This is a genomic window from Desulfurivibrio nitratireducens, assembly GCF_044068515.1.
Taxonomy (GTDB): domain Bacteria; phylum Desulfobacterota; class Desulfobulbia; order Desulfobulbales; family Desulfurivibrionaceae; genus Desulfurivibrio.
Genome location: NZ_JBIPKI010000012.1, coordinates 22,269 through 45,906, shown reverse-complemented (window position 1 = coordinate 45,906; position 23,638 = coordinate 22,269). Strand labels below are relative to the sequence as shown.

Sequence of the window (23,638 nt, the reverse complement as noted above, 5' to 3'; positions counted from 1 at the left end):
TTTAAAAACGTAAAATTTACCACAGAGCGCGGCGAGAGCCCAGGGGAAATGGGGCCGGCCGGCAAAAAGCGACTTCTGCGCCCCGCTAAAGGCCAAGGCCCGGCAGGCCGGCGGCCAGGGGCTGGACCCGGACCAGTTCGCCCTTTTTCAGTTGCCGGCGGTTGGGCGGGACCAGGATGATGGCGTTGATCGCCTCGTCGGGTCGGGTCAGGCGTACCAGCAGGGTTCCTGCTTCGGCATCGAGCCGACTCCCTTTCAACTGGAGAAAATCACCCCGGCGCAGGGGCAGGGGGTCGGTCAGGCGGGCCTGGACGGTCACCGGCCGGGGATGCCGATAACCCTGGGCCCGGCGCAGGGCCGGCGCGACCAGCAGGTAAAAGAGCAGATGAACGGCCGGGGGCGGACCCGGCAGCCCGAAAAAAAGAGTTTTGCCCAGGACCGCTGCCATGGTGGCCTTGCCGGGCCGCAGGCGCAACTCCTCGTAAAGCAGCTTGGCTTCCAGCTTGGCCAGGGCCCGGCTCACCAGGTCATATTTGCCCGGCCCCATGCCGCCGGTGGAAATGAGAGCGTTGAACCCCCCCGGGGCCTCGGCCGCCAGGATGGCGGCAATGGCATCGACGTCGTCCCGGACCGTGCCCAGGTCCACCGGCTCGCCGCCGTAGCGGCGAATCAGGCCGGCGAGGAGATAGCGGTTGCCGCTGATCAGGCTGCCGGGCGGGGGATTGCCCTCGATATCATCGAGCAGTTCGTTGCCGGTACAGAGCAGACCCACCCGGGGGCGCCGGTAAACCGCCAGTTCGCCGACTCCGGCGGTGGCCAGCAGGGGCAGGTGCTCGGGGCAGACCGGCCGGCCCGGCGGAACGATGATCTGGTTCTGGCGCAGATCGGTGCCCACCGGGCGGATATGGGCGCCGGGGCGACAGGGGACGGTGAGCATGATGTGGTCCGCTGCTTCCCGGGAGACCTCTTCGAAGGCGATCACGCTGTCGGCTCCGGGGGGCAGCATTCCTCCGGTCATGATCCGGTAGGCCTGGCCGGCCCGCAGCCCGGTTGCCGGTCTGGTCCGGCCGGCGGCGATTTCCCCCCGGACCTGGAGACGGACCGCGGCCGCCGGTTTTTGGGGCCTACCGGGCCCGGAGTTGCTTGCGCTGGGCCCGGCGCCGGCGGCTTGGGTGTCCTCGGCCCGGAGGGCGTAGCCGTCCCGGCAGGATTGGGGAAAAGAAGGTACGGCCAGACGGGCCCGGATCGCGGTGGCGGCAATTCGCCCCATGGCCTGGTCCAGGGGGACGATTTCGCCGGCGCCCGGCTGGATATGGGCCAGGATCAGGTTTTGCGCTTGCTGGAGGGTGGGGATGGTCATCTTTCAGGCCCGGGCTTGAGGTTCAAGGGTCCGGGAATCGCCGGCCTTCAGGGCAGGTCGCGCAAGTCCCGGGTAAAGTTGATGTTGGCGAAGGGGACCGGCCGGTCGTCGGCGAGGCCGAGTTCGGCGGCACTCATGGTTCGGACCCGCAGGGCGGCCAGGAGGCGGCTGATTTTGCCCTCGCCCCGGGCCAGGGCGGCGTCGATGGCCGGCAGGATCCGGCGGTGGTAGACGGCATGCAAAGGTTCCCCGCCGCCGGGCAGTTCCGGCATAATCACGTCCCAATCTCCCGGGCATCGGCAGATCCGGGTGATCACGGCGGCATCCAGCCGGGGCATGTCGCAGGCGACGATGAAGGCCCGTTCGGCCTGGATCTTGTTCAGGGCGGCCTGGATTCCCGCCAGGGGCCCGGCGTTGGCCACCAGGTCGCCGGTCATCGGCCAGCCGAGGAAGGCGTAGGCCTCCGGCGTATTGGTAACCAACAGTTTTTCGGTGAATATTTCGGCCATCACCGTTGCCGCATGGGCGATCAGGGGGCGGCCCTGGTAGAGGGCCAGGGCCTTGTTGCTGCCGAAGCGGCTGCTCTTGCCGCCGGCCAGAATCACTCCCGCCGGCCAAGGTCCAGCAGCAGCGGATCCCGCGTCGCTCGGCCCTGCTTGCCCAGCCGGCCCGCTCACCCCAACCTGCGGCCCTGCCGCGCCTTTGCTTATGCTGGAAGCCATGGGTTGATCCTTGGGAACCGTTACTCCGGCGGTTGTTCGCCGGTGGGTGCGCTTTCCTGGATTTCGATTTTGATCCGGCCGGGCTGCTCGCAACCCCGGAGGCTGGCGATCATCCCCTTGATGCCCAGGCGCAGGAAGGATTCGGCAAAGCTGTTGAGGGGAACCGGGTTGCCGTCGACCTCCAGGTAGATGAAAGAGCCGGGGGTCTGTTCCTCCCGGGCCGGCGCGGCCAGGAAGCGCTCGATCACGAAGTCGGCCAGGTCCGCCACCTGGTCCGGGGCGAAGCTGGGCAGGTTGCTCGCCGGCGGATCGGCGCTCACCATGGCGATCCAGGTCCGGTCCCGGCCGGGCAGGGGCTCGGGGTGAATTTCCCGCCGGTAGACCTCGATTTTGGGCAGGCCGGTTCGCTTGTAACCTTCGGCGATGACCAGGTCCATCCCGCTGAAATAACGCGCCACCAGCTCATCGACCCCGAGATCGCGGTCGCTGTCGCAAACCATGCCGATCCCGGCCGGGGAGGAAAGCACCACGGTATGGGCCCCGGCCTGCTTGTGGCGCCAGGTATCCTTGCCGGGGGTGTCCATGGCAAACTCATGGACATGGTGCTTGATGGTGCCGATTTTATAACCCCGCCGCTGCAACTCCGGCAGCAGCTTCTCCAGCAGGGTGGTCTTGCCGCAATCGGGTTTGCCGACCAGGGCCACAACAGGAATTCTCATCACTTATCCTTGCGCCATAAAGGTCAAAATCAAAATCTTCCCCGGCCTGCGTGAAAGCGGAAAACGGTTGTTAGTGCCGCAGGTTGCGGCCAGCGGACCGGCGCCGCGGTGTCAGAGGACAGAGAACAGAAAGCAGAAGACAGAAGAGGTTGGAGATTGAAAGCCTTCTCGGTTTTTTTCTGTCCTCTGTCCTCTGTCCTGTGGTATGCCGATCACCGCAAGACGATTTGCCGACCAAGGCCACAACAGGAATTCTCCTCGTTTATCCTTGCGCCATAAAGGTCAAAAACAAATTTCCCCCCCGGCCTGCGCGAAACCGGAAAACGGTTGTTAGTGCCGCAGGTTGCGGTAAGCGGACCGGCGCCGCGCAGCCCGCCTGCGTAAGCCGGGCCGATCGCCGCAAGATGCGGTGCTAACAACCGTTTTCCCCGTCAACCGGGGGGCCACGATAAAGGCCGTCCGCCCAGCACATGCATGTGGAGGTGAAAGACGGTCTGGCCTGCCGCCGCCCCGTTGTTGATGACCAGGCGGAAGTCGGGAATCCCGTTTTCCGCTGCCAGTTCGGCGCCCTTGCGAACCACGGCGCCGATGATTTCTTCATCCCCCGGACTCAAAGCGCCGGGTCCGCGCACATGCTGCTTGGGGATCACCAGAAAATGCTTGGGGGCCTGGGGGGCGATATCCCAAAAGGCCAGCAGTTTGTCATCTTCATATAATTTGCGGGCGGGAATATCACCTTTGATGATTTTGCAGAACAGGCATTCTTCCGACATGGGATCCTCCTGGCGCTGAATTGCGGCGGTTGCCGGGCGGCGATGGTGACGACGCGGGACACGGAAGCCGGTCACGGCGTGGTGGCGGTCGTTATCCGGTGGAAAATACCGGTCCCGGCCGGAACCTGTCAAGCCGTAAAAGGTAGGCCCAACATGGCGGCGGCCGATCCGGGCAAAGAGATCGTTTTTCCCGTCGTTCTCAAGAACATTATCAGTTATTATAATATTTTTCCAAGCGCCGCCCTGACCATCCGGCGCCGGTTTTTTTGCCGAGAGGACAATATGCGTCAACTGATGATAGACCAACTCAGCCGGGAAGAGTGGCTGAATCTTGAAAATTACTGCAAGCGCAATCTGCGTTCCGGCCCGATGGAGGGTCTTTTCTGGCTGGAGCTGCCGCCGGAGCTTTGGGGGAGCGCCCAGCAGGGCCACGAAGAATGCGCCCCTTTCTTTTTCGCCGTCGAACTGCCGGAAAACAAGCTTGTTTGCGAGCTGCTGGTCCGCAGTTCCTCCAATCTCCACTGCAGCTGCATCGGTTATGCCGATCCCGCCCAGCGGAACTTTCTGCTCGATTTTTTTGACCGGTTGCTGGCCGAGGAAAAAATCACGGCCTGACCACCGGCCTGCGGTCGGGCCTTGACATCGGTGAGGGCAAGAGCATAGCATAAAGCAACCAGTTGCCAGTTTCGGCCGGGGCGGCTTGCCGCGGCTGACTCGGCCCGATCCAACCTTATTAGCAGGGGGTGGTTTTTCTTCATGGTGGTTTCTTCTCCCGGCATCCCTCAGCAAGTCTCCCTGAGCCTTGATCAGCTTCTCCACAATGGCGAAATTGTGGCCATTGTCGACGATGACGCCACGATCCGCGAAGCCCTGCGCCGCTACTTCGTCCAAAAGGGTCTGGCCCTGGAAGAGAGTTCCAGTGCCGCCGGTCTTCTCGAGTTGCTGGCCAGGCGCCGGGTGGCCCTGGTGCTGCTCGACATCGGCCTGCCCGATATCGACGGAGTGACCCTGTTGCCCCGGATCCTCGAGCAGGATCCCGATCTCAGCGTGGTCATGCTTACCGGGGTGGCCGACCTGCAAGTGGCCATGGACTGCATCCGCAAAGGGGCCGCCGATTACATCTCCAAGCCCGCCGGGCTGGACGAAATTTTCCATGTGGCCCGCAAGGCCCTGGAAAAACGGCGGCTGATCCTGGAAAACCGCCGCTACCAGGAGCAGGTGGCGGAAGCTCATTTCCAGCTCCGCCTGCTCCACCAACTCTCCCTGAAAATGAACAACGTCTATCTCAGCGCCGGTGAGCTGGACGAAACCCTGCAGGCGATCCTGGTGGGAATCACCGCCCAGGAGGGGTTGGGCTTCAACCGGGCTTTTCTGGCCATGTTCAGCGAGGATGAACAGGTGTTGCACGGCCACATGGCCATTGGTCCCGACTGCCGCGAGGAAGCGAACCGGATCTGGGGGGAGATGCGGGAACGGGGGATGGATTTCAGCCAGATCGTGCAGGATGTCCGCAAAGCCTGCGGCAGCGAAGACCGGGAGATCAACCGGGTGGTCCGGCGGCTGACGGTGGCGGCCAGCGAAAGCGATAATCTGCTGATCAAGGCCGCCCGGACCCGGCGCAGCATCCTGCTTACCCGGGCGCGCAACGGAGTGCCGCTTCTGTTGGCCAAGGGCTGGGGCGACGAACTGGCCAACGACGAAGGGATCCACTTGCCGGAGGGAGATTCGCTGCCGGTACCCCATGAACTGATCGAGATCCTGGGCGAGGACAGTTTCGTGGTGGTGCCCCTCTATTCACCGGGACGGGCCTTCGGGGTGATTATCGCCGACAATTATGTAACCCGGCGGGACATCAGCAGCGTCCATGTCAGTGCCCTGGAACTCTTTGCCAGCCAGGCCAGCCTGGCCATCGAGCAGAGCCATCTCCACCAGGAGATGCAGCGCAAGCTGGCCGAACTGGAAGCCATTTACCAGGAACTCAACCGCAGCAAGGATCTGCTGGTGGAAGCGGAGCGCTATTCGGCCATCGGTCAGATGGCGGCCCAGCTGGTACACACCATCCGCAATCCCATTACTTCCATCGGCGGGGTTTCCCGGATCCTGGCCAAGAAGACCAGCGATGAAAGCTGGCAGAAATACATCAACGTGATCATCAAGGAAACCGCCCGCCTGGACACCACCCTTAAAGATCTTTCCGATTTCGTCAGCCCGGCCAAGCTGGAAAAAAAGCCCACCGAGCTCTGCGACCTGGCCAACCGGACCATTCTGTTGCTGCAGCATGAGATGGTGGCCCAGAAGATAAGCTGGGATGTCCAGTGCCCGACTCCGGGGGTGACGGCCAATGTTGACGAGCGCCAGATGCGCCAGGTCCTGCTCCAGTTGATCAAGAACTGCATCGAGGCCATGCCCGATGGCGGCAGGCTGACGGTGGCCCTGGGGGAAATGGAAGACGGCTATGCCTTTTTGCGCATCAACGACACCGGCCCCGGTCTGCCGGCTTCCCAGGTCGAGCGGGCCCGGGATCCTTTTTTCACCACCAAGACTTATGGCACCGGGATGGGCCTGACCTTGGTGGAGAAGGCAGTGGAGGCCCATGGGGGCGAATTCTGCCTCAAAACCTCGCCCAGCGGGGGGATGGAGGCGATGGTGCTGGTTCCCTTATGAAACCGGCTCGAGCGGCGGGCGGCCTGGCCGGCCTGTGACACGAGCATCAAAAAAGGGCTATTGGCAAACAAGGCTGGATATAGGGTTGGATAATAAAAAAGGGATTCAGCCGAATGGCGGCTGAATCCCTGTTATTGCTGGCGTCCCCAACCGGATTTGAACCGGTGTTGCCGGCGTGAAAGGCCGGTGTCCTGGACCTGACTAGACGATGGGGACCTGGTTGCCTGAACTTAACGGCGGCAAGGGTGCGGGCGGAAAAGCTATAACCGTCCGGCCGCCTTCCGCCTGTGGTCGATGGTGGGTCGTGTTGGACTCGAACCAACGACTCTCTGCTTAAAAGGCAGATACTCTACCGACTGAGTTAACGACCCCCCTTGCAAAGAGGACTTTTTTTACAACAGCCCGGTGGCGATGTCAAGCCTAAGCTTGCCGGCTCATATTTTTTTCGCGCGGCTCCGGGCCGGGAAAGTTCTTGTCGGCCCCGCCGGGGTCTGCTATCCTGCGAACTTTGTCCGCCGGCCGGGTAAAGCCCGTTCCGGGGGCATCTTCGAGTACTCTGCATCCGCGACGGATTGGGGGGCAGCCGCCCGGCCCAACCCCCCTCGCCGCCCTTTGTTTTCCGGGCGGCGGCAGCCGGGGCCTGAACGTATTTGCGAACTTGTCATCATTTCCTTGTGAGGAGAATTGTATGGGACTTCTGGCCCGGGCCGGCGGCTTCGTCCGTTACGCGGTGGAAGGGGAACTGCCGGAAAATTTCTGGGATTTTGCCGCCCCCCGCATCACCGCCAACGCCTTTCGCGATATCGATGAGACCTTCGACGAGCAGTCGGTGGGCTGGGTTTCCCTGGCCGGCATGTTCGACAGCGATTTCAGCCAGGCCCCTTACGCGGTGGGTGATTATCTGGCCCTGAGCATGCGGGTGGACGAGCGCAAGGTCCCGGCCCGGATTCTCAAAAAGTTCTGCCTCAAGGAAGAGGAGCGCTTGAAAAAAATGCACCAGGTGCCCAAGCTGAGCCGGGCCCAGCGCCTGGACATCAAGGACAACATGCACCTGATGCTGCTCAAGAAGGCCCTGCCGGCTCCGGCGGTTTACGACCTCTGCTGGAACCTGGCCACCGGCACCATCCTCTTCTTTTCCGCCAACCAGAAGGCCCAGGAGATGTTCGAGGAGCTGTTCCGCCGGACCTTCGAGCTGGGCTTGATGCTTCAGCCCCCTTTCCTGGTGGCCGAGCATCTGTTGCCCGCCGAGCGCCACCGCGCCCTGGCCGAGCTGACCCCGGCGATTTTCGTTTGAGGCTGAATCTACCGCGTCTTCTGGGCGCCGGAGGAAAATAAGTGGATCTGGTTGACCTGATAGAAGAAAAACACTTTCTCGGCCAGGAGTTTCTCGCCTGGCTCTGGTACAAGAGCGAAGAGCGGGGCGGGGCGGTGCTGGTGCCGGAGATCGGCCAGGATATTCTGGTGGTTTTCGAAAAGCACATGCTGCTGGAGTACGGGGAAGGCGAGGCCCACGAAAAGCTGGTCTGCCGGGGGCTGTTGACCGAGTTGCGGGAGGCCCGGGCCGGTCTGGCTTTGGGCAAGAAGCCCGAACAGGCCCGGATCCGGATCGAACGCGACGACCACGAGTGGAGCCTGACCCTCAAGGCCCGGCTCTTCGAATTCCAGAACGTCCGCTTGCCCAAAACCGAAGCCGGGGAAGCCGGGGGCAAGGAGAGCGATGATCCTCTGGCTCTCGAAGCACGGCTGCTGGACCAGATCGGCCTTTACGAACTGGCGGTCCGCACCGTGGACCAGCTTTTCCGGATGTTTCTTGAAATTCGCTGCGGTGACCAGTGGCCGGAGGAATTGGGCCGGGTCCAGCGCTGGGTCCGCAAAGGGAGCTAAGGTCAATGGAATTTGAAACCGTCATCGGGCTGGAAGTCCATGCCCAGCTGAAAACCAGGAGCAAAATTTTCTGCGGCTGCAGCACCGAGTTCGGTCGCCCCCCCAACAGCAACACCTGCCCGGTCTGTCTGGGCCTGCCGGGGGTGCTGCCGGTCCTCAACCGGCGGGTGGTGGAATTCGCCATCAAGCTGGCCCTGGCCACCGACTGCCGGATCAACCACAAAAACATTTTTGCCCGCAAGAATTATTTCTATCCCGACCTGCCCAAGGGCTACCAGATTTCCCAGTTCGACCTGCCCATCGCCGAGCACGGCCGGATTGAAATCGAGGTCGAGGATTGGCGCCGGACCATCGGCATCACCCGGATCCACATGGAAGAGGATGCCGGCAAGCTGATCCACGACGAGCGCGAGCCGCTAAGCTATGTCGATCTCAACCGGACCGGGGTGCCCCTGCTGGAGATCGTCAGCGAGCCCGATCTGCGCTCCCCGGCCGAGGCTGCCGCCTATCTCCGCAAACTCCACGCCATCGTCCGCTATCTCGATATCTGCGACGGCAACATGCAGGAGGGCAGCTTCCGCTGCGATGCCAACATTTCCCTGCGGCCCAAGGGCCAGGCGGAATTCGGCACCCGCACCGAACTCAAGAATATGAATTCCTTCCGCAACGTGCAAAAAGCCCTGGAATATGAAGAGCGGCGCCAGCGCGACCTGCTCCTCGACGGCGAGGAAGTGATCCAGGCCACCTTGCTCTGGGACGCCGACCAGGGAGTCAGCCTGCCCATGCGCTCCAAGGAGGAGGCTCACGACTACCGTTACTTCCCCGACCCCGACCTGGTGCCGGTGATGGTGGACGAGGCCTGGATCAGCCAGGTCCGGGCCGGCCTGCCGGAGTTGCCCCTGGCCCGCAAAAACCGCTTTATCAGCGAGTTGGGCCTGCCGCCGGATGACGCCGAGGTGCTGACTTCCAGCCGCGAGCTGGCCGATTACTTCGAACAGGCCCTGGCCGCTTACCCGGCGGCCAAGAAGCTGGGCAACTGGATCATGACCGAACTGCTGCGGGCCCTCAAGGGGGAGGAGGGGATCGATATCGGCGCCTGCCCGGTAACCCCGACCGGTCTCGCCCGCCTGCTGACCATGGTGGACGAGGGGCTGATCAGCGGCAAGATCGCCAAGACGGTCTTTGAAGAGATGATGCTCTCCGGGGCCGATCCGGACACGGTGGTCAAGGAAAAGAACCTGGTCCAGGTCAGCGACGAGGGCGAGCTGGTGGCCATCGTGCGGGCCATCATCGCCGCCCATCCTGACCAGGCCGAACAGTTCCGGGCCGGCAAAACCAAGGTCCTGGGCTTTTTCGTCGGCCAGTTGATGAAGGAAACCAAGGGCAAGGCCAATCCCCAGATGGCCAATGAGTTGTTCAGCCAAGAACTGCAGGGTTGATGACCGGCGATCAGGAGCGGCATAAGGGGGCGGGGCACCGCCAGCGGCTGCGGGACCGCTTTCTGGCTTATGGTTCAGCGGGCCTGACCGACAGCGACATGCTGGAACTGCTGCTGACCATGGGAACTCCCCGCCGCGACTGCAAGGAGGCCGCCCGGGAGCTGCTGGCCCGGTTTGACGGTTCCCTGAGCCGGGTGCTGGACGCCTCCCAGGTCGAACTGGAGCAGGTCCGGGGAGTGGGGCCGAAAAACGCCTTCGCCCTCCAGTTCCTCCAGGCCGTGGCCCGCCGCTACCTGCGGGAGCGCCTCAAGGGCAAGCACTATCTCCGTTCCAGCCGGGAGGTGGGCGATTATCTCCTCCATGCCATGCGGGGCAAGAACCGGGAAACCCTGGCGGCCATCATGCTGGACGCCTCCTACGGCATTCTGGCGGTGGAGGACGAAGTTGCCGTCGGCACCCTGACCGCCGCCTCGGTCCACCCCCGCGAACTGGTCAAGCTGGCCCTGGGCCATAACGCCGCCGCGGTGATCCTGGCCCACAACCACCCCTCCGGCAACACCACCCCTTCCGAACAGGACCGGCGCCTTACCCGCCACCTCTTTCTGGCCCTGGCATTCTGCGAAATCCAGCTCCTCGATCACTGCATCGTCGGGGCCGATCAGCGCCCTTACAGCTTTGCCGATCACGGCCTGATGGAGGAAATCCGCCGGGCCTGCCAGCCGGTCCTTTCGGGTTCGCCCGGATGACCGCCGGGAGACGCTTCCCTATCTCGCTTCAAGAACCTTCGGGATTGCCGGCGCCCGATGCCTCACCAGCCATGTCTGCAAACGCCGGAATTTATGTCCATATCCCCTTCTGCCGGAGTAAGTGCGCCTACTGCGCCTTTGTTTCCCTGCCCTGCCGCCGGCCCCCCGCCGCCTACCTGGCCGCCCTGCTGACCCAGGCCCGGCAACTGGCGGCCCTGCCCTGGAGCCGGGAGCGGATCTTTACCACCCTCTTTATCGGCGGCGGCACCCCGACCATATACCCCGCCGCGATGCTGACGGAACTGCTGGCCGGCCTGCGGAGCAGCTTCAATTTGGCCCCCGCCCCGGAAATTACCATCGAAAGCAACCCCAACACCCTGGACCTTGCCTTGCTGCAAAGCCTGCGCCGGGCCGGGGTCAACCGGCTCAGCATCGGAGTGCAGAGTTTCAGCGACCGGCTGCTGCGGACGGTGGGCCGGGGCCACAGCCGCCGAGACGCCCTCCAGGCCTTGGCCTGGGCGGGCCAGGCCGGCTTCACCAATCTCAATCTTGATCTGATTTACGGGCTGCCCGGCCAGACCCCGGCCCAATTTGCCGCCGACCTGGCCCGGGCCCTGGAGTTCGCCCCGGCCCACCTGGCCCTCTACCAGTTGACCCTGGAGGAGGAAACCCCGCTGGCCCGGGCGGTGGCCGCCGGCAGCCTGACCCAGCCCGACGAGGACCTGGTCGCCGAGATGGAACTGACCGCCCGGGCGACCCTGCAGGAGGCGGGCTACGAGCATTACGAGGTCGCCAATTACTGCCGCCCCGGCCGCCAGTGCCGCCATAATCTCCACTACTGGCACAACGGCTCCTACCTGGGCCTGGGGGCGGGGGCGGTTTCCTGCCTTTCAGGCCTGCGGATCAGCAATGTCCGCAGCCCCGGCCGTTATCAGCGCCTGCTGGCCGCCGGCCAGGTTCCCTACGCCGAAGCCGAGGCCCTGGGCCGGCCGGCCAGCTTCCGGGAAACGGTGGTCATGGGTCTGCGGCTGCGTCGGGGGCTCAAAATCGCCGAGCTGCAACAGCGCTTTGCTTTGACGCCGCAAGAGTATTATGGAACAATCCTTGAGGAACTGGTTCAGGCCGGCTTGCTTGAAGTCGATAGCCGGCGAATCGCCTTGAGCGAACGGGGCTTTGCCCTGGCCAACCAGGTCCTCAACCGGCTGGTATAATGATTATAAAAACTGCGTAAGGCTCTGGTTGATGGCGACTGACCCAAGTAAACAACAAGTTGCCCCGGGTTGGGGGTTATGCTTCGCAGCTTTTGCCGGGTTCAGCAAAAATTTTGACCACAGAGGGCACAGAGGACGCAGAGGGTAAACAGGAAAATCCCATCCGGTTTTTCGCCGGGCCAGCTCTGCTCACGGTCGTGTTTAATAGGGCCATGAATTTATCTGGCCCGCCAATTGAGTTCAATATATCCTGTAAGTAAAAAAAATGGCTAAAAACAAAACCATATATGTCTGCCAGGCCTGCGGGGCGTCCAGCGGCAAGTGGGCCGGCCAGTGTCCCGACTGCGGCCAGTGGAACAGCCTGGAAGAGCGCCGGCCGCCGCCGGCCGCTCCTGCCGATTCCGGTCGCTTGGGGGGCTACAGCGGGGTGGTAAGCCCGGTTCAGGCCATCGGAGCGGTTTCCCTGGACGAGGTCGCCCGGATCAGTACCGGCCTGGCCGAGTTTGACCGGGTTCTCGGCGGCGGTCTAGTGCCGGGTTCGGTGGTCCTGATCGGGGGCGATCCCGGGGTGGGCAAGAGCACCGGTTTGCTGCAAGTGGCCTGCGCGCTCGGGTCGCGCCAACCGGTGCTGTACGTCTCCGGCGAGGAGTCGCCCCGCCAGATCGCCATGCGCTCCCGCCGCCTGGGCCTGCCCCAGGAAGGGGTAATGCTGCTGGCCGAAACGGTGGTGGAAAATATCCTGGCCACCGCCGAGGAAGTCAAACCGGCGGTGCTGGTGATCGATTCGATCCAGACCATGCAGGTCGGCGCCCTTGCTTCGGCCCCGGGCAGCGTCACCCAGGTGCGGGAGGCCGCCGCCCTGCTGACCCGGTTCGCCAAGCAGAGCGGCATCGCCGTCTTTCTGGTGGGCCATGTGACCAAGTCCGGCGACCTGGCCGGCCCCCGGGTGCTGGAGCATATCATCGACGTGGTCTGTTATTTCGAAGGCAACCTGGACAGCCGCTACCGGATGCTGCGGGCGGTCAAGAACCGCTACGGGGCGGTCAACGAGCTGGGGGTTTTCGCCATGACCGACAAGGGGTTGAAGGAAATCAGCAACCCCTCGGCCATTTTTCTTTCCCGCCAGGAGGAAGTAACCCCCGGCAGCCTGGTGACCGCCCTGTGGGAAGGAAGCCGTCCCCTGCTGGTGGAAATGCAGGCCCTGGTGGACGAGTCCCGGGCCGAGATTCCCCGCCGGCTGGCGGTGGGTCTGGACAACAGCCGCCTGGCCATGCTGCTGGCCGTCCTCCACCGCCACGGCCGGTTGGCCACCTATGACCGGGATGTTTTCATCAACGTGGTCGGGGGGGTCAAGGTCAGCGAAACCAGCGCCGATCTGCCCCTGTTGCTGGCAGTGGCCTCCAGTTTGCGCAACCGGGCCCTGCCCGGCGACCTGGTGGTTTTTGGCGAGGTGGGCCTGGCCGGGGAAATCCGGCCGGTGCTCAACGGCCAGGAGCGCTTGCGCGAGGCCAAAAAACACGGCTTTCGCCGGGCGGTGCTGCCCAAGGCCAATGCCCCCCGGGAGAAGATGGCCGGCATGGAGATCACCACCGTGAGCAGGCTGGAGCAGGCCCTGGAAATCCTCTAGAAGGCCGGCCGGGCCGAAGGTCGTCGGCGCCCAAAGCTGCGCCGCCGACTGGGCGTGCTTGGTAACTGGTTGTATTGCCATTACCGACCAACCAGTTTTAGGGGTTTTTGCAAGGTTGTCATGATTGACAGGAGGGCGGGGGGATGGTACATAGTGCTTCCTGCTTGGAGGAGTGGCCGAGTGGTTTAAGGCGGCGGTCTTGAAAACCGTTGTACGAAAGTACCGTGGGTTCGAATCCTACCTCCTCCGCCAAAAAGAGACCTAAAGCCCTGAATCACGGGGCTTTTTTTATTTGTGCTTTCGGCTCCCCAACAAAAGAGCCAACAATCCCAAAATGGTTAAAAAACCCTACCAATACTCGTTAGCCGGGCAACCAGTAATTTTAGTGTCGTTATTTGTTCATTTCATAAATAAATACAATAGCTGGGATAATGAACAATATAAGTATTATTGCAAAGCAGCCAATTCTGCCCGTTGTCCATATATAACGCCCACAGTGCGGGCATCTTCTTGCGCTACCATCAATTTTCCCCCCACAGCTTTTGCATGTTTTCATCGCCATATTAGCCCCCTTTTTTCTTAGTTTGATTTTCAACCCTTCAAAGTCCCGTCAAGAAATTATTAAGAGGGTCATTTTATACTCGACACAGCCAACCTTTCGTTCCCAGTGGGAATGGGGAAATATGAAGGATTATGTCGGGTAACAAAGCTTCTTATTAGTATAAACCCGCCGCTCTCGGAAGGGCGGGGGGCCAAGTCCAGCAGGATCAAGCGTCATCGATCAGCGCATCATGCCTTTTCTTCATCCATCTTGGCCGGGTGGGGCGGATGTCCCTAGGCGGTTCAGTGTAAGCACCGCTAAAAAAAACTTGACAAGGAAGCCGCCCGGAAATATTTTAATACTTAATAGCGCTCTTGGTGGCATCTCTCCATTGGCTGACCTTTTAAGGTGTCGGCCTACCCATATAGCGGAGACTTGCTGCCAGGGGCTTTTTTTTGTCTACTTTATCTGGACGAAAAGGAAAAAATTTTGAACACGCATTTTAGCACGGCGATACTTATTGATGGCGGTTTTTTCTGTAAAAGATACCCGAAAGTTTTTGAGAATGGTACGAATCATGATTCAGAGGTTATGGCCAAAAATCTGTACAAGATGGCCTTGATGCATCTGAATCAAAAGCCAGTCAACCACTCTTTATATCGCATTTTGTACTATGACTGTCTACCTTTCTCTGGAGGCTCGCATAATCCGCTGACAAATTCTTACATCGATTTTTCCAAGCAACCCCAAGCAATTAAAAGAATTAAGTTTTTTAACGAGTTAAAAAAAAGGCGCAAGGTAGCTCTTAGGCTTGGAGAGTTGAAAACCTCAAAAAACTGGCTTATAAACCCACGCAAAACGAAAGCTCTAATTTCTGGAACAACCAATATACAAAGCTTAACTGAACAAGATGTTTGTTACGATTTGCGGCAGAAAGGGGTTGACATGAAGATTGGCCTAGATATTGCTGCTCTATCCATCAAAAGGATGGTGTCGCAGATTATCTTAGTTTCTGGGGATAGCGATTTTGTTCCAGCGGCTAAAACTGCCAGGAGAGAAGGTTTGGATTTTATCCTAGACCCTATGTGGAACTCTATCTCACCAAGCCTTCATGAACACATAGACGGATTGAAGTCCACTTGCCCAAATCCAAATAAACCAAAACCTAGCCCATACCATTTTGTAATATAATTTTTAAGAGATGGTTTCCTTTCGGGAGAATGAATTTAGCACCAATTCAAGCATTAAGATTTCCTAAATTCCCGCGATTTCATCCGGCCTATTTACAAGGCAAAATAAAGCCCGCTCCCCCTTTCGAGAGAGCGGGCCAATACAACCAGGAGTGGATAACGGCTTTATTTCGGCCTCACCGACCGGCACACAGCATGGTAATAGCGCTCCAGCGCTTCCAGGTCATGCCCTGAGCCTGGGACGGTCAGGGTAGCCAGCACATCGCCCTCGGCGGTGCAGGCCATGACGAGGGCCTCGTCGCCGTTCTGCTGTGCCTCGCAGTGATGATACGTAAAGCCCTTTGCCAATTCTTTCGACAATTCCGCTATCATCTTCCACCTCCTCGGCCATCCCGTCCTTTTTTTACCGCCAACTGCCAATCAGGCCCTGGGGGCGAGGCGGACGTCGCCTTTCTGCAAGCCCATAAACCGCCGTCAAAAGTTACAAAATCGCCAGGTCCATATTTCCCGCCAGGGGCATACACGCCCCGGTACTCGAACCCTCGCAGGTTCCCGGCTTGATCCTTCAAGGCGGCGATCTCAGCCCTCAGCTTTTGGATCTCGTCGGCCAGGGTGGAAAAAATCTCGTCGTCCATTTCCCGGGCAATCGCCAAGGCCCCCACCGGGCCAACCGTGTACTCCTGACCATCCACAAGACCCCGAAGAGCGGCCAAGCTGCCGACCTTGATTATCTTATTTTCCGCAGTCGAGCGCGATTCCATGATTTAAGCCCCCCAGGTGATCGTTTCAAGCACCGCCGCCGCGCTTGCCCGTTTCAAATCAGCGGCAAAAGAACGGATCGCCAGCACGCCGACACTTTCACTCTGGAACATCCCGACCAGCTCCGGGGTGCCTACGCCGGGGTTGTCATCCATCAGCAAAGACGCTTCGGAGGTGTATTTGATCCGCACATCGTCGGAGCCGGTGAACAAGCCCCGGGCGTCCAACAGGATGATGCTGTCATCCAAGCCAGCGGTGACGATTGCTTCAACTCCGAGCAGAGAGCCGCCCAGCGGCCCCATATCAGGAAAAACCAGATTATCGCCGTCAGTTTCACGCCAGGAGCAAAGCACAGAGGCTACGCTCGGGCCGATCAGGAAAAAGAGCCGCCCAAACCCGGTCGTATTAACATGCCCGATCAGCTTTCCCAGGTCGGCCACCGGATCGCCGGTCGCTGTTTCGGACTCAGCCGCACCGTCGGCCAGAATGCCGCAGAAAGCCTGGTCGGTCGCTTGCGCCACCGCTTCGCCCAATTCCCCCTCCAAATCAGCCGCACCCGCAGGAGACGCCATAGCCTCGGCAGTAGTCGCAGCCAGAGCCGCAACCTTGATGGGAGTCAGGCCGCTTGCGTCGAGGACGTATTTTGACATCAGCACTGCTGCACCCTCGGCAACGACACTACCCGTCAATGGCGCCGAGCCGATGAGCAGCCGGGTCCGAAATTCGGCTTGTCGGGAAAATGGCCTAACTCGGTCAAAGGCGCTCGGACCATGTTCCAAAATCCGCATCAACTCGCCAGCAGCAACGCCGGAAAAATCACCGGCCAGGTCGTCCAGGGCGGTCGATCCAACGCCCGCCTTTACCAGCCAGGGTGCGTGGTTTTTTACCATCATCGCCGCCTGCTCGCCGTCGCCTCCGGCTTGGTGGAGCAGTTGCAACCTTTTTGCCAGGTCTGAATTTTGTCGTTTGTCCATGATGATGATCTCCATCTGTGGTGGCGTTACCGCCTTTAATTGATGCCTAAATATTACCCCCCCAGCGCCCTCTTTTCCAGTTAGGCCGTGACGCTATGTGATGGAATGTGCAACCTTTTTCAATATTCCTCGGTTTCCATAAACTCGGCCAAATCTGCGAGAAGGTAATACGCTCGACCGCCGCGTCGGCTGAACGGTGGCCCATCGCCCCGGCACCTCCAATTTCTGAGGGTTCCCGGCTGCCGATCCAGGATAACGGCTGCAACCTTCTCGTTTACGGTGTCGTTGAAGGAAACAACTAGCCCCCGATCTCTACACCATCCCCTCAGCCGATCGGTTGCATCTGCCTCTTTATGACCACAAATCGGACACCGATCCATGTTTGCCCCCCCTAGTCGCGCAAAACCGGCGGGAGCGGATCGGGGGCCAGGTCGGCAAAAAAACGAGGATACCATCGCGCATAAGCAAGCCGCGTCCAGGGGTCAGCCTCGGCCAGCACGTCGCGGGCCGCCTCGATCTCTTCCGGGGTCACGCGCCCCAGCGGGCGGCCACCCGGCCAGTACATGGGTTTTACGCGCCTGTACAATTCAGGAAGTAAGCTAATCTCCATCGTTTCCTCCATTTATCCTCTTGATTTCCGCGAGGCGATTTTTGAATTTTTCGTTGATGTCTCGGGACGCTGTTTTTTCGGCGGCTGCCTGCTGCTGCTGGGGGGACTTCGCCGTCAGCGGGGAACGCTGCTTTTTTTGCTGATACGGCAAGATCGCCTTTGCAGCTTGCAGGCGTAGGGGATCAGCCACCACTCGGCCCTGAACCACCGCCAACAGGTAGCTCTCCGCGTCGGGAAATTCCATTAACTCCGGGCGCGCTTTTTTGGGCCGTCCAGCGCCTAGCCGTTTCCCGCCATGTCTTGCCATCTTGAATACCTCGTTTTTTTGGACATTTTATAAGCGTAAAATTGAACGTGGTTTCTGGGTTTCGCCTTCAACTAACAATCTCATGCCCCCCCCGGCCTCGCGCGCGCGCACGACAAAGCATTTAATTAATTGTTTGGGCTTAGCGATAGCAAAAGGGGATTACCCCGGTTTAATCACGATGGTCGCCAACACTGTAAGCCGCCCCCCCGCCTGCTGGTCTGTACCTCGGGCCGCCCTTTTGTAATAATCTGCGCCAGCAACGGCTTGATCTTCAACAGCCCTCGCCGGAGTTGGTCGTCGTCATACCCGGCCACCGCGCCCCAGAATTGACAGCAGCCGGAGCAAAGAAACCGGGCCGCTTCCCACCGCTGCCGGGGGGTGCCGCTGCTGAGGTCGGCCAGGGCATCGGCGATAACTGCCGCCGCCAGTGGTTGGTAATCCTCTGTCAACCATTCACCTCCTACGCGCGCGCGAGTGATCCGCATCCATTCTTAGTCATGCTCTGTCCTCTGCTTCGGTTCCTTTACTGTAAAATGTAGAGAATGTAGTACGCGCGTGTGTAGTGTAGATAAGACTTCTTGCCTCTCTCTTATATTCTAGTCCTTTTTCTTTCTTTGTTACGTGCGCGCATACTACAATTTCTACATTCCATCTTGATTTGTTCTTTTCAGGTCTGCCATGATCTTGGCAACCTCGGCCCGCCGTTGCTTCTCACGTTCTGCTTGACCAGTAAACCGCCGGTGGATATCAGGGTTGACCAGATACGCGGAAGGCTTGCCCCGCTCATTGATCTTTCCTTGTTCGGGAAATATCCAGCCGTATGCCGCCAGCCGATCAAGCATTTCTTCGCGCTCCCATTCCATCATCTTGCGGAATGCAATCATATTGTTGTGGAGGTCACGCTTAACGGTGAACCGCTCCCATCCACGGGCCAAAAGCAGACCGGCCAAACTCTTGGCGTGTGATTCTGTTGCGTCCAGACCGTCATAAAAGCGGATCGCGTGAGGCAAAAGCACCCGCCAGAGCAAGGCGGCAACGTTCCGGGCCGTCTGCTCCGGCACCTGCTTTTCGGTGGGATATTCCCGGCGGGCTGCACACTCGGCAACGTGGAACGTCAAGAGTACGCGGGCAAAGGTTCCTTCCCACTTGCCCAGCATTGCCGCCAGGTGGGGGTTGGGCAAGTTGACGGTGGCCCGGTGTAACTTGTCGTTAAACGCCGCTCTGACGGCGTGAGCGCCGTCTGACAGCTTCACCGGCTCATCGGTCGGCTGCAAACATGCAAGCTGCTCTACCAAGTCGGAATAGGCCTTCTTGGCTTCCATATCGGGGCGGCGGTCAATTCCTGGTTTAGCCGGTGCTGCGTGTACCAGAATTAACCGTTGCAGCATGCCGTCGTGATTGGTCACTTTGGCGTAACCTTGGATAACTTGCGGTTGAATGCCGCCCACCACACAAGCAGACCAGTTAGGCACCCAAAGGCTGCCCCGTTGGATTCGGTCCACTTCCTGGCCGCCGCCGTTGTATGCTTCCAGCCAGGCGGCCCGGTCCTTCCCGCCGCCGTTCTTGTAGGCGTCCATCGAATTGAGCCAGCCGGTCAACTCGTCGCGGTCAACCAAGATTCCACGGGGTTCCATTCCGGCCAGGATTTCGCCCAGCTTTTCAACGGTGCTATCGCTTACGGTTAGGCGTTTTGCTGCCGGTTTCGGCGGGAGTTTGGCCTTTTTATCATCGGTTTTGAGTTTTTCGCATTCATCCTCCCACTGCTGCACCGCCTCGGCGTGTTTTTTGCGCCATTCAGCGGCAACACGATTGGCGGGGGAAATGGCCTTTTTCATGCCTGGTGATTTCTTGGTCGCTGGATCGCCGATAATTCCAATCCATAACCGGGCCGATTCTCGCCAGGTGGGGTCATAGCGTTTTGGTTGAATCTGCAACCGATCATCAATGCACCCGGCCAAAGCGCCCAGGGCGGCCATGCAAATTATGGCGGGATCCACTCCCATCAACTCGGCCTGGTCTTTTGCAAAGTCGGCCACCACCGGCGGGAACAGGTCCACGGGGAAAGGCGGTTGCTCCATGTTCCCGAACAGGTCAACGGCGGCCACCGTTTCGTTGTTTTCCTGGTTTTCCTGCTGGCTTTCGGCGGCCTTTTCGGCCATGTGTTGGCGCTGCCGGGCTTTCTGTCCATGCGGGTCTAGCAGGTTGGCGTAGTTCCTGACTGCGGCCTCGACGTCCCCGCCATGCTCAAGGTGACAAACCGCGTCGAAAACGTCCAGGCTGTGGCCCCGGTCGTTTCGGCGAGATGTATGGTTGAGATGTGATAGCGGGTCGCTTTCGCCGTGGTGGGAGTAAACGCGCTCTTTCCCGCTGCCGCCCAGAATCACCACTCCGGGGTTGCCGCTCTCGCTGTTGGGTGAAAGGTACTTGCCGCCCACCTGCCGGTAGCCGTTCCTGACTAAAACCTCGTGCATGGTGTAATGTTTGCAAACCTTTTCGATTATGCCGCCATCGTCCGGCACGTTTGCCCGTGGTTTAGCCGGTGCTTGGTCTGCCTGCTGCCGCTGCTCTTTCTCGGCTTGCTGGTATGCCGCCAGGCAAGCGGAAACGAAAGGGGCAAGGGGATCATGGGGGTTAAGTGGTGGCCGGTCGGTGGCGTCGATGTAATCAAAGGGATTGCTGCCCCTGGTGATGTTGGGGGCGTAAAATACTTGTTGAATGCGGGCCTGTGCTTTGTCGGTTCCCATGACCAGGGCCGCGCCAACTGCCAGGGGCACGAAGTCAACGTGGTTGATCGGCTCGGCAAAGGGCACGACAACCTTCCAGCGGTTGGCGACAACTCCCTTTTTCGGCTGCCGGTGGCTGGACGTGGTAAAAGCAAGGTAAGCCACGCCATAACCATCATAAAGGGCTTTTATTCCTTCGCGGGTCAGGTTGTCGTGGTCGTGGTCATTGACCTGTGCGTAAAATTCAGAGGTCGCCGCTGCGTCTGCCGTTTTGGCGTCTGCATGAAACGGGGTGATCGCCGGGGCGGTTTCCTTCGGCCCGATGTTGATATCTCTCGCAAGCTCCACGATAGCAGCCAGGCTAACATAGCGGCTCGGCTTCGTGTGCTTGTGCGTGAGGTAGTAGGGATAGACCGGGGCGGCCAAAAAGGCTTGATTGCCGCCGCCGCCCGTGGTATTATTTTTTTGTGGATCGTGTGCGGCCTCGTTCCGGGCGCTTGGTGGGCATTCCGGGGCGGGGCCGATACTTTTTTCAAGCATGGCCTAGCCCTCCATGCTCTGTTCGTGAGCAGCAAGGGCAGAACCGCGCCACCGAGTACAGCCCGGCGACAACTTAATCGGTTTGGGGAATTGGCCGCGCTCAACCCATCGCCAAATGGTGCAACGACTGACGTTATAGCGGGCGGCGACCTGGCGGTCGGAATGGAAAGTTTCGGGCGTTTGCATCGTGTGCCTCCTTGCTGTTTTTAGTAGCACCTAGGCACACAATAGACGAAAAAACAGATAGATAAAGCGCAGTAAGCACTTACTGCGGGGTTTTGTTGAACTCAGCCTTTATGCAATTGACTATGCGGTCGACACTGCGGAATGAAAGTCGGCCCTTGCCGCCGCATCGAATGCACTTGCAGTTGAGGTAATGTTCGCCGGTGTTCTCATCGTTTTCCTCGATGTAGGTATCCCCGGCGCTGTTCCTGTATTTTACCTTAAGCCGCCGCTTGACCATAGCCGGAGTTGGATTTTCCATTCCCTCCATGATCTCCCTGATTATCTCGACAAAGTGCTGATTCCGTAAGTTGCCGGGAGCCAATTTTTGGCTTTTTTTCCTTTTCCACAGCTTGTTGTCGAATGATAGCTCGCCGAAGCTCGCCGTCATCATCCCAGCGAGAAATGCAGCTTTAGCCAATTCCTCAATTTTTCCAAAGGTTGCGGGGCTAACCTCTTGCTTAACCGCATCAAGAGCGGAAATTATTTGACCAAAGGATGATGCGAACCTTTCAACTCCTTCCTCGAGGCCGGACAAGGAAATAGGACTATTAGGGAAAACACTTGTCGTTTTCCTTTCGAGAAGGGCGACTCGAGCCTCAAGTTTTTCAATAAAGATATCCTCAAGCCTTCCGTCCATAGTCCAATCAGGCAAAAAGTCGCGTTTCATCTTTGCACCTCTTGATAGAGATATTCGGCCCAATCATTCATCAATGGGCGGCGCTTTTCCAGTAAATCCCCGCGCCTATATGCTGCCTCAGATTTGTCCCTGATTCCGTGCGCCAGGGCTTTTTCGCAAACCTCGTTAGGGTAGCCGGTGGCCTCTGCCGTCCAGTCCCGGAAGGCGGAGCGGAACCCGTGAGGCACCGCGTCAACCTGCATCCGCTTGCAGACAGCGGAAAGGGTCATGTCGGATAAGGGGCCACCACGGGGGGCGGGGAACAAGTACTCCGAACCTTCCAGCCGGGGCAGGGCGGCTAAAAGCTCAAGGGCGGCACCAGGTAACGGAACACGGTGTTCCCGGCTGGCCTTCATCCTGGTGGCTGGAATAGTCCATACTCTCTCTTGAAGGTCTATCTCTGCCCAGGTTGCACCGCGTACCTCGCCGGATCGGGTAGCCGTCAGGATTAAAAACTCCAAGGCACGGGCGGCCATGCCTTCTCGTTGGAGCAACAGGGGAATGAAGGACGGCATTTCCTTCCAAGGTAAAGCCCGGTGATGCTTGACGGTTGCCACCTTGCCGGGCTTCGGTAATACCGCGTCAAGATTGCCTTGCCACCTGGCGGGGTTGTCTCCTTTGCGGTAGCCGTGAACGGTGGCCCAGCTCAGGACGTTTTCGATCCTCCCCCGCAGCCGGGTCATGGTTTCGGTCTTGGTCGTCCATTCCGGCTCGAGGACACGGATAATATGGGCAAGCTCAATATCGGCCACCTGCATCTTGCCCAGCACCGGGGAAGCGTAGGTTTTTAGCGTCGCCTCCCATTGGGCCGCGTGCTTGGGATTGCTGAACTCCTTAGTTTTGCCAGCCAGGAACCGCCTGGCCGCCTCGTCAAACGTCACCACGTTCCTCTGTGCGGCTATTCTGTGCGCTCTAAGGGCTTTCTTGGTGTCCACCGGGTCAACCCCTGCCTTGAGTTGTTCCTTCGCCTCCACGGCCTTTTGCCGGGCCATTGCGAGCGATATTTCCGGGTAGGCGCCTAAGCCCAGGTCACGCCGAACAGCATATTCTCTGCCGGTGCTGCTGGTGCTGGTCTGGCCGGTGGCATATCTCAATATCCACGATCGCGCACCAGAGGGGGAAACACTCAGGTGCAGCCCGGCAACACCTCCCACAGCATACAAGCCCGGCTTGGTCAGTCGCTTTACCTCGATTGCCGATAACTCCTTTGCGCGTTTTGGCATGGGGCCACCTTTCCCTTGACGTTTACCGCTTAAAAAACTATCTTGCCAGATTCGGATGGGGCGGCGATAGTATGGCGGAGCCTTTCGGAATCGAACTCAAAATAAGTTGCTGAAAGTTCGTTACCCAAATCCCTACATCCTTCCCAACATAGAAACTAACATTGATCGCATTTAATTGCAACAACATGCGACAAGACGGAACCGGGAAGCGGTGTAAGTAGCGGTAAAATCAAGGGAAAAAAGGCGGGGTAAGACGGGGTGCAACACGCTAAAAGCGGCTACCTCCTCCGCCAGATCAACCCCGGCCTGACCCCGGTTGACGGTGGCCGTCCAGGCGGATAAAGTGCGTTGCAGATTGCGGAGAGATGACCGAGCTGGCCGATGGTGCTCGCCTGCTAAGCGAGTGTAGGGTCAAAAACTCTACCGAGGGTTCGAATCCCTCTCTCTCCGCCACTTCATAAGCCGGCTAGTCCGGAGCAGTTACAGAAGCCCTGATTTCTCAGGGCTTTTTCTTTTTCCTTTCCCCGTTTTTCCTTTAGGTAGGGCCCATCAATGTTTGATGCCCTGGGGTACTTCCCGGACGATAGGGCTGCCGCGGTCCTCTTAGATGTTATCGAGGTTTGCTCGTCGAGCTTAAAACAAAGTACCGGAAATTAAAAAGTCCGGAGGTTGACGGACGGCAATTATCCCCACCGGCGGTGTTCTGAGCCGCCGGTTGACAACGC

23 protein-coding genes and 4 tRNA genes are annotated in these 23,638 nt (G+C 59.6%); 11 read left to right on the top strand and 16 right to left on the bottom strand.

From position 1 onward, the window contains the following. Nucleotides 1–85: 85 nt before the first annotated feature. From ACHHTY_RS05395 to ACHHTY_RS05380, 4 genes are all read right to left on the bottom strand, one after another. Nucleotides 86–1,360, bottom strand: a complete 1,275-nt coding sequence (locus tag ACHHTY_RS05395; RefSeq protein ID WP_395493076.1) for a molybdopterin molybdotransferase MoeA — start codon at nt 1,358–1,360, stop codon at nt 86–88. 47 nt (nt 1,361–1,407) lie between these two features. Then, nucleotides 1,408–1,965, bottom strand: a complete 558-nt coding sequence (mobA, locus tag ACHHTY_RS05390) for a molybdenum cofactor guanylyltransferase (protein WP_395493075.1) — start codon at nt 1,963–1,965, stop codon at nt 1,408–1,410. A gap of 137 nt (nt 1,966–2,102) precedes the next feature. Further along, nucleotides 2,103–2,801 (bottom strand): molybdopterin-guanine dinucleotide biosynthesis protein B, encoded by a 699-nt coding sequence (mobB, locus tag ACHHTY_RS05385; protein WP_395493074.1) that lies wholly within the window; start codon nt 2,799–2,801, stop codon nt 2,103–2,105. A gap of 431 nt (nt 2,802–3,232) precedes the next feature. Then, nucleotides 3,233–3,574, bottom strand: coding sequence for a histidine triad nucleotide-binding protein (locus ACHHTY_RS05380; protein WP_395493073.1), 342 nt, complete (start codon nt 3,572–3,574; stop codon nt 3,233–3,235). A gap of 153 nt (nt 3,575–3,727) precedes the next feature. Between ACHHTY_RS05380 and ACHHTY_RS05375 the strand changes: the two genes are divergently transcribed. Both ACHHTY_RS05375 and ACHHTY_RS05370 read left to right on the top strand, forming a co-directional pair. Beyond that, on the top strand, nt 3,728–4,189 hold the full coding sequence (locus tag ACHHTY_RS05375; RefSeq protein WP_395493072.1) for a hypothetical protein: 462 nt from the start codon (nt 3,728–3,730) through the stop codon (nt 4,187–4,189). A gap of 141 nt (nt 4,190–4,330) precedes the next feature. After that, nucleotides 4,331–6,238, top strand: a complete 1,908-nt coding sequence (locus ACHHTY_RS05370; RefSeq protein WP_395493071.1) for a response regulator — start codon at nt 4,331–4,333, stop codon at nt 6,236–6,238. A gap of 138 nt (nt 6,239–6,376) precedes the next feature. Here the strand turns inward: ACHHTY_RS05370 and ACHHTY_RS05365 are convergent. Both ACHHTY_RS05365 and ACHHTY_RS05360 read right to left on the bottom strand, forming a co-directional pair. Further along, nucleotides 6,377–6,454 (bottom strand) — tRNA-Glu (locus ACHHTY_RS05365). A 79-nt stretch (nt 6,455–6,533) separates the two neighbouring features. Further along, nucleotides 6,534–6,609: transfer RNA gene (locus ACHHTY_RS05360), tRNA-Lys, on the bottom strand. A gap of 317 nt (nt 6,610–6,926) precedes the next feature. Between ACHHTY_RS05360 and rdgC the strand changes: the two genes are divergently transcribed. The 8 genes from rdgC (at nt 6,927) to ACHHTY_RS05320 (ending at nt 14,877) form a co-directional block, all read left to right on the top strand. Next, nucleotides 6,927–7,532, top strand: coding sequence for a recombination-associated protein RdgC (gene rdgC, locus ACHHTY_RS05355; protein ID WP_395493069.1), 606 nt, complete (start codon nt 6,927–6,929; stop codon nt 7,530–7,532). Between the two features lie 41 nt (nt 7,533–7,573). Beyond that, entirely contained in the window at nt 7,574–8,122 is a 549-nt protein-coding gene (locus tag ACHHTY_RS05350; protein ID WP_395493067.1) for a hypothetical protein, read from the top strand. 5 nt (nt 8,123–8,127) lie between these two features. Beyond that, complete coding sequence (gene gatB / locus ACHHTY_RS05345) at nt 8,128–9,561, top strand: Asp-tRNA(Asn)/Glu-tRNA(Gln) amidotransferase subunit GatB (RefSeq protein WP_395493066.1); 1,434 nt, start codon at nt 8,128–8,130, stop codon at nt 9,559–9,561. Further along, complete coding sequence (gene radC, locus ACHHTY_RS05340) at nt 9,561–10,307, top strand: RadC family protein (protein WP_395493065.1); 747 nt, start codon at nt 9,561–9,563, stop codon at nt 10,305–10,307. Before gatB ends, radC begins: the two co-directional genes overlap by 1 nt. 71 nt (nt 10,308–10,378) lie before the next feature. Beyond that, a complete protein-coding gene (hemW, locus tag ACHHTY_RS05335; protein WP_395493064.1) occupies nt 10,379–11,518 on the top strand; it encodes a radical SAM family heme chaperone HemW in 1,140 nt (379 codons plus the stop codon). Nucleotides 11,519–11,783: 265 nt separating this feature from the next. Beyond that, nucleotides 11,784–13,145, top strand: a complete 1,362-nt coding sequence (gene radA / locus ACHHTY_RS05330) for a DNA repair protein RadA (RefSeq protein ID WP_395493063.1) — start codon at nt 11,784–11,786, stop codon at nt 13,143–13,145. Between the two features lie 166 nt (nt 13,146–13,311). After that, nucleotides 13,312–13,397, top strand: a tRNA-Ser gene (locus ACHHTY_RS05325). A 778-nt stretch (nt 13,398–14,175) separates the two neighbouring features. After that, entirely contained in the window at nt 14,176–14,877 is a 702-nt protein-coding gene (locus ACHHTY_RS05320; RefSeq protein WP_395493062.1) for an NYN domain-containing protein, read from the top strand. A 164-nt stretch (nt 14,878–15,041) separates the two neighbouring features. Here the strand turns inward: ACHHTY_RS05320 and ACHHTY_RS05315 are convergent, their stop codons facing one another. From ACHHTY_RS05315 to ACHHTY_RS05270, 10 genes are all read right to left on the bottom strand, one after another. Continuing rightward, nucleotides 15,042–15,248 carry a hypothetical protein gene (locus ACHHTY_RS05315; protein WP_395493061.1) on the bottom strand — a complete coding sequence of 69 codons (207 nt, stop codon included), beginning with the start codon at nt 15,246–15,248 and terminating at the stop codon, nt 15,042–15,044. Continuing rightward, on the bottom strand, nt 15,245–15,637 hold the full coding sequence (locus ACHHTY_RS05310) for a hypothetical protein (protein ID WP_395493060.1): 393 nt from the start codon (nt 15,635–15,637) through the stop codon (nt 15,245–15,247). Before ACHHTY_RS05310 ends, ACHHTY_RS05315 begins: the two co-directional genes overlap by 4 nt. A 3-nt stretch (nt 15,638–15,640) precedes the next feature. Then, nucleotides 15,641–16,624, bottom strand: coding sequence for a hypothetical protein (locus ACHHTY_RS05305; protein WP_395493059.1), 984 nt, complete (start codon nt 16,622–16,624; stop codon nt 15,641–15,643). Between the two features lie 104 nt (nt 16,625–16,728). Continuing rightward, on the bottom strand, nt 16,729–16,989 hold the full coding sequence (locus tag ACHHTY_RS05300) for a helix-turn-helix domain-containing protein (protein WP_395493058.1): 261 nt from the start codon (nt 16,987–16,989) through the stop codon (nt 16,729–16,731). A gap of 11 nt (nt 16,990–17,000) precedes the next feature. Beyond that, complete coding sequence (locus ACHHTY_RS05295) at nt 17,001–17,174, bottom strand: hypothetical protein (RefSeq protein WP_395493057.1); 174 nt, start codon at nt 17,172–17,174, stop codon at nt 17,001–17,003. 34 nt (nt 17,175–17,208) lie between these two features. Further along, complete coding sequence (locus ACHHTY_RS05290; protein WP_395493056.1) at nt 17,209–17,463, bottom strand: hypothetical protein; 255 nt, start codon at nt 17,461–17,463, stop codon at nt 17,209–17,211. 704 nt (nt 17,464–18,167) lie between these two features. Then, a complete protein-coding gene (locus ACHHTY_RS05285) occupies nt 18,168–20,789 on the bottom strand; it encodes a DUF3987 domain-containing protein (RefSeq protein ID WP_395493054.1) in 2,622 nt (873 codons plus the stop codon). A 3-nt stretch (nt 20,790–20,792) separates the two neighbouring features. Beyond that, entirely contained in the window at nt 20,793–20,975 is a 183-nt protein-coding gene (locus tag ACHHTY_RS05280) for a helix-turn-helix transcriptional regulator (RefSeq protein WP_395493053.1), read from the bottom strand. Between the two features lie 79 nt (nt 20,976–21,054). Next, on the bottom strand, nt 21,055–21,681 hold the full coding sequence (locus ACHHTY_RS05275; RefSeq protein ID WP_395493052.1) for a hypothetical protein: 627 nt from the start codon (nt 21,679–21,681) through the stop codon (nt 21,055–21,057). After that, on the bottom strand, nt 21,678–22,913 hold the full coding sequence (locus tag ACHHTY_RS05270) for a tyrosine-type recombinase/integrase (protein ID WP_395493051.1): 1,236 nt from the start codon (nt 22,911–22,913) through the stop codon (nt 21,678–21,680). Before ACHHTY_RS05270 ends, ACHHTY_RS05275 begins: the two co-directional genes overlap by 4 nt. 359 nt (nt 22,914–23,272) lie before the next feature. Here ACHHTY_RS05270 and ACHHTY_RS05265 point away from each other — a divergent pair. Then, a tRNA-Ser gene (locus ACHHTY_RS05265) sits at nt 23,273–23,366 on the top strand. The last annotated feature ends 272 nt before the right edge of the window (nt 23,367–23,638 follow it).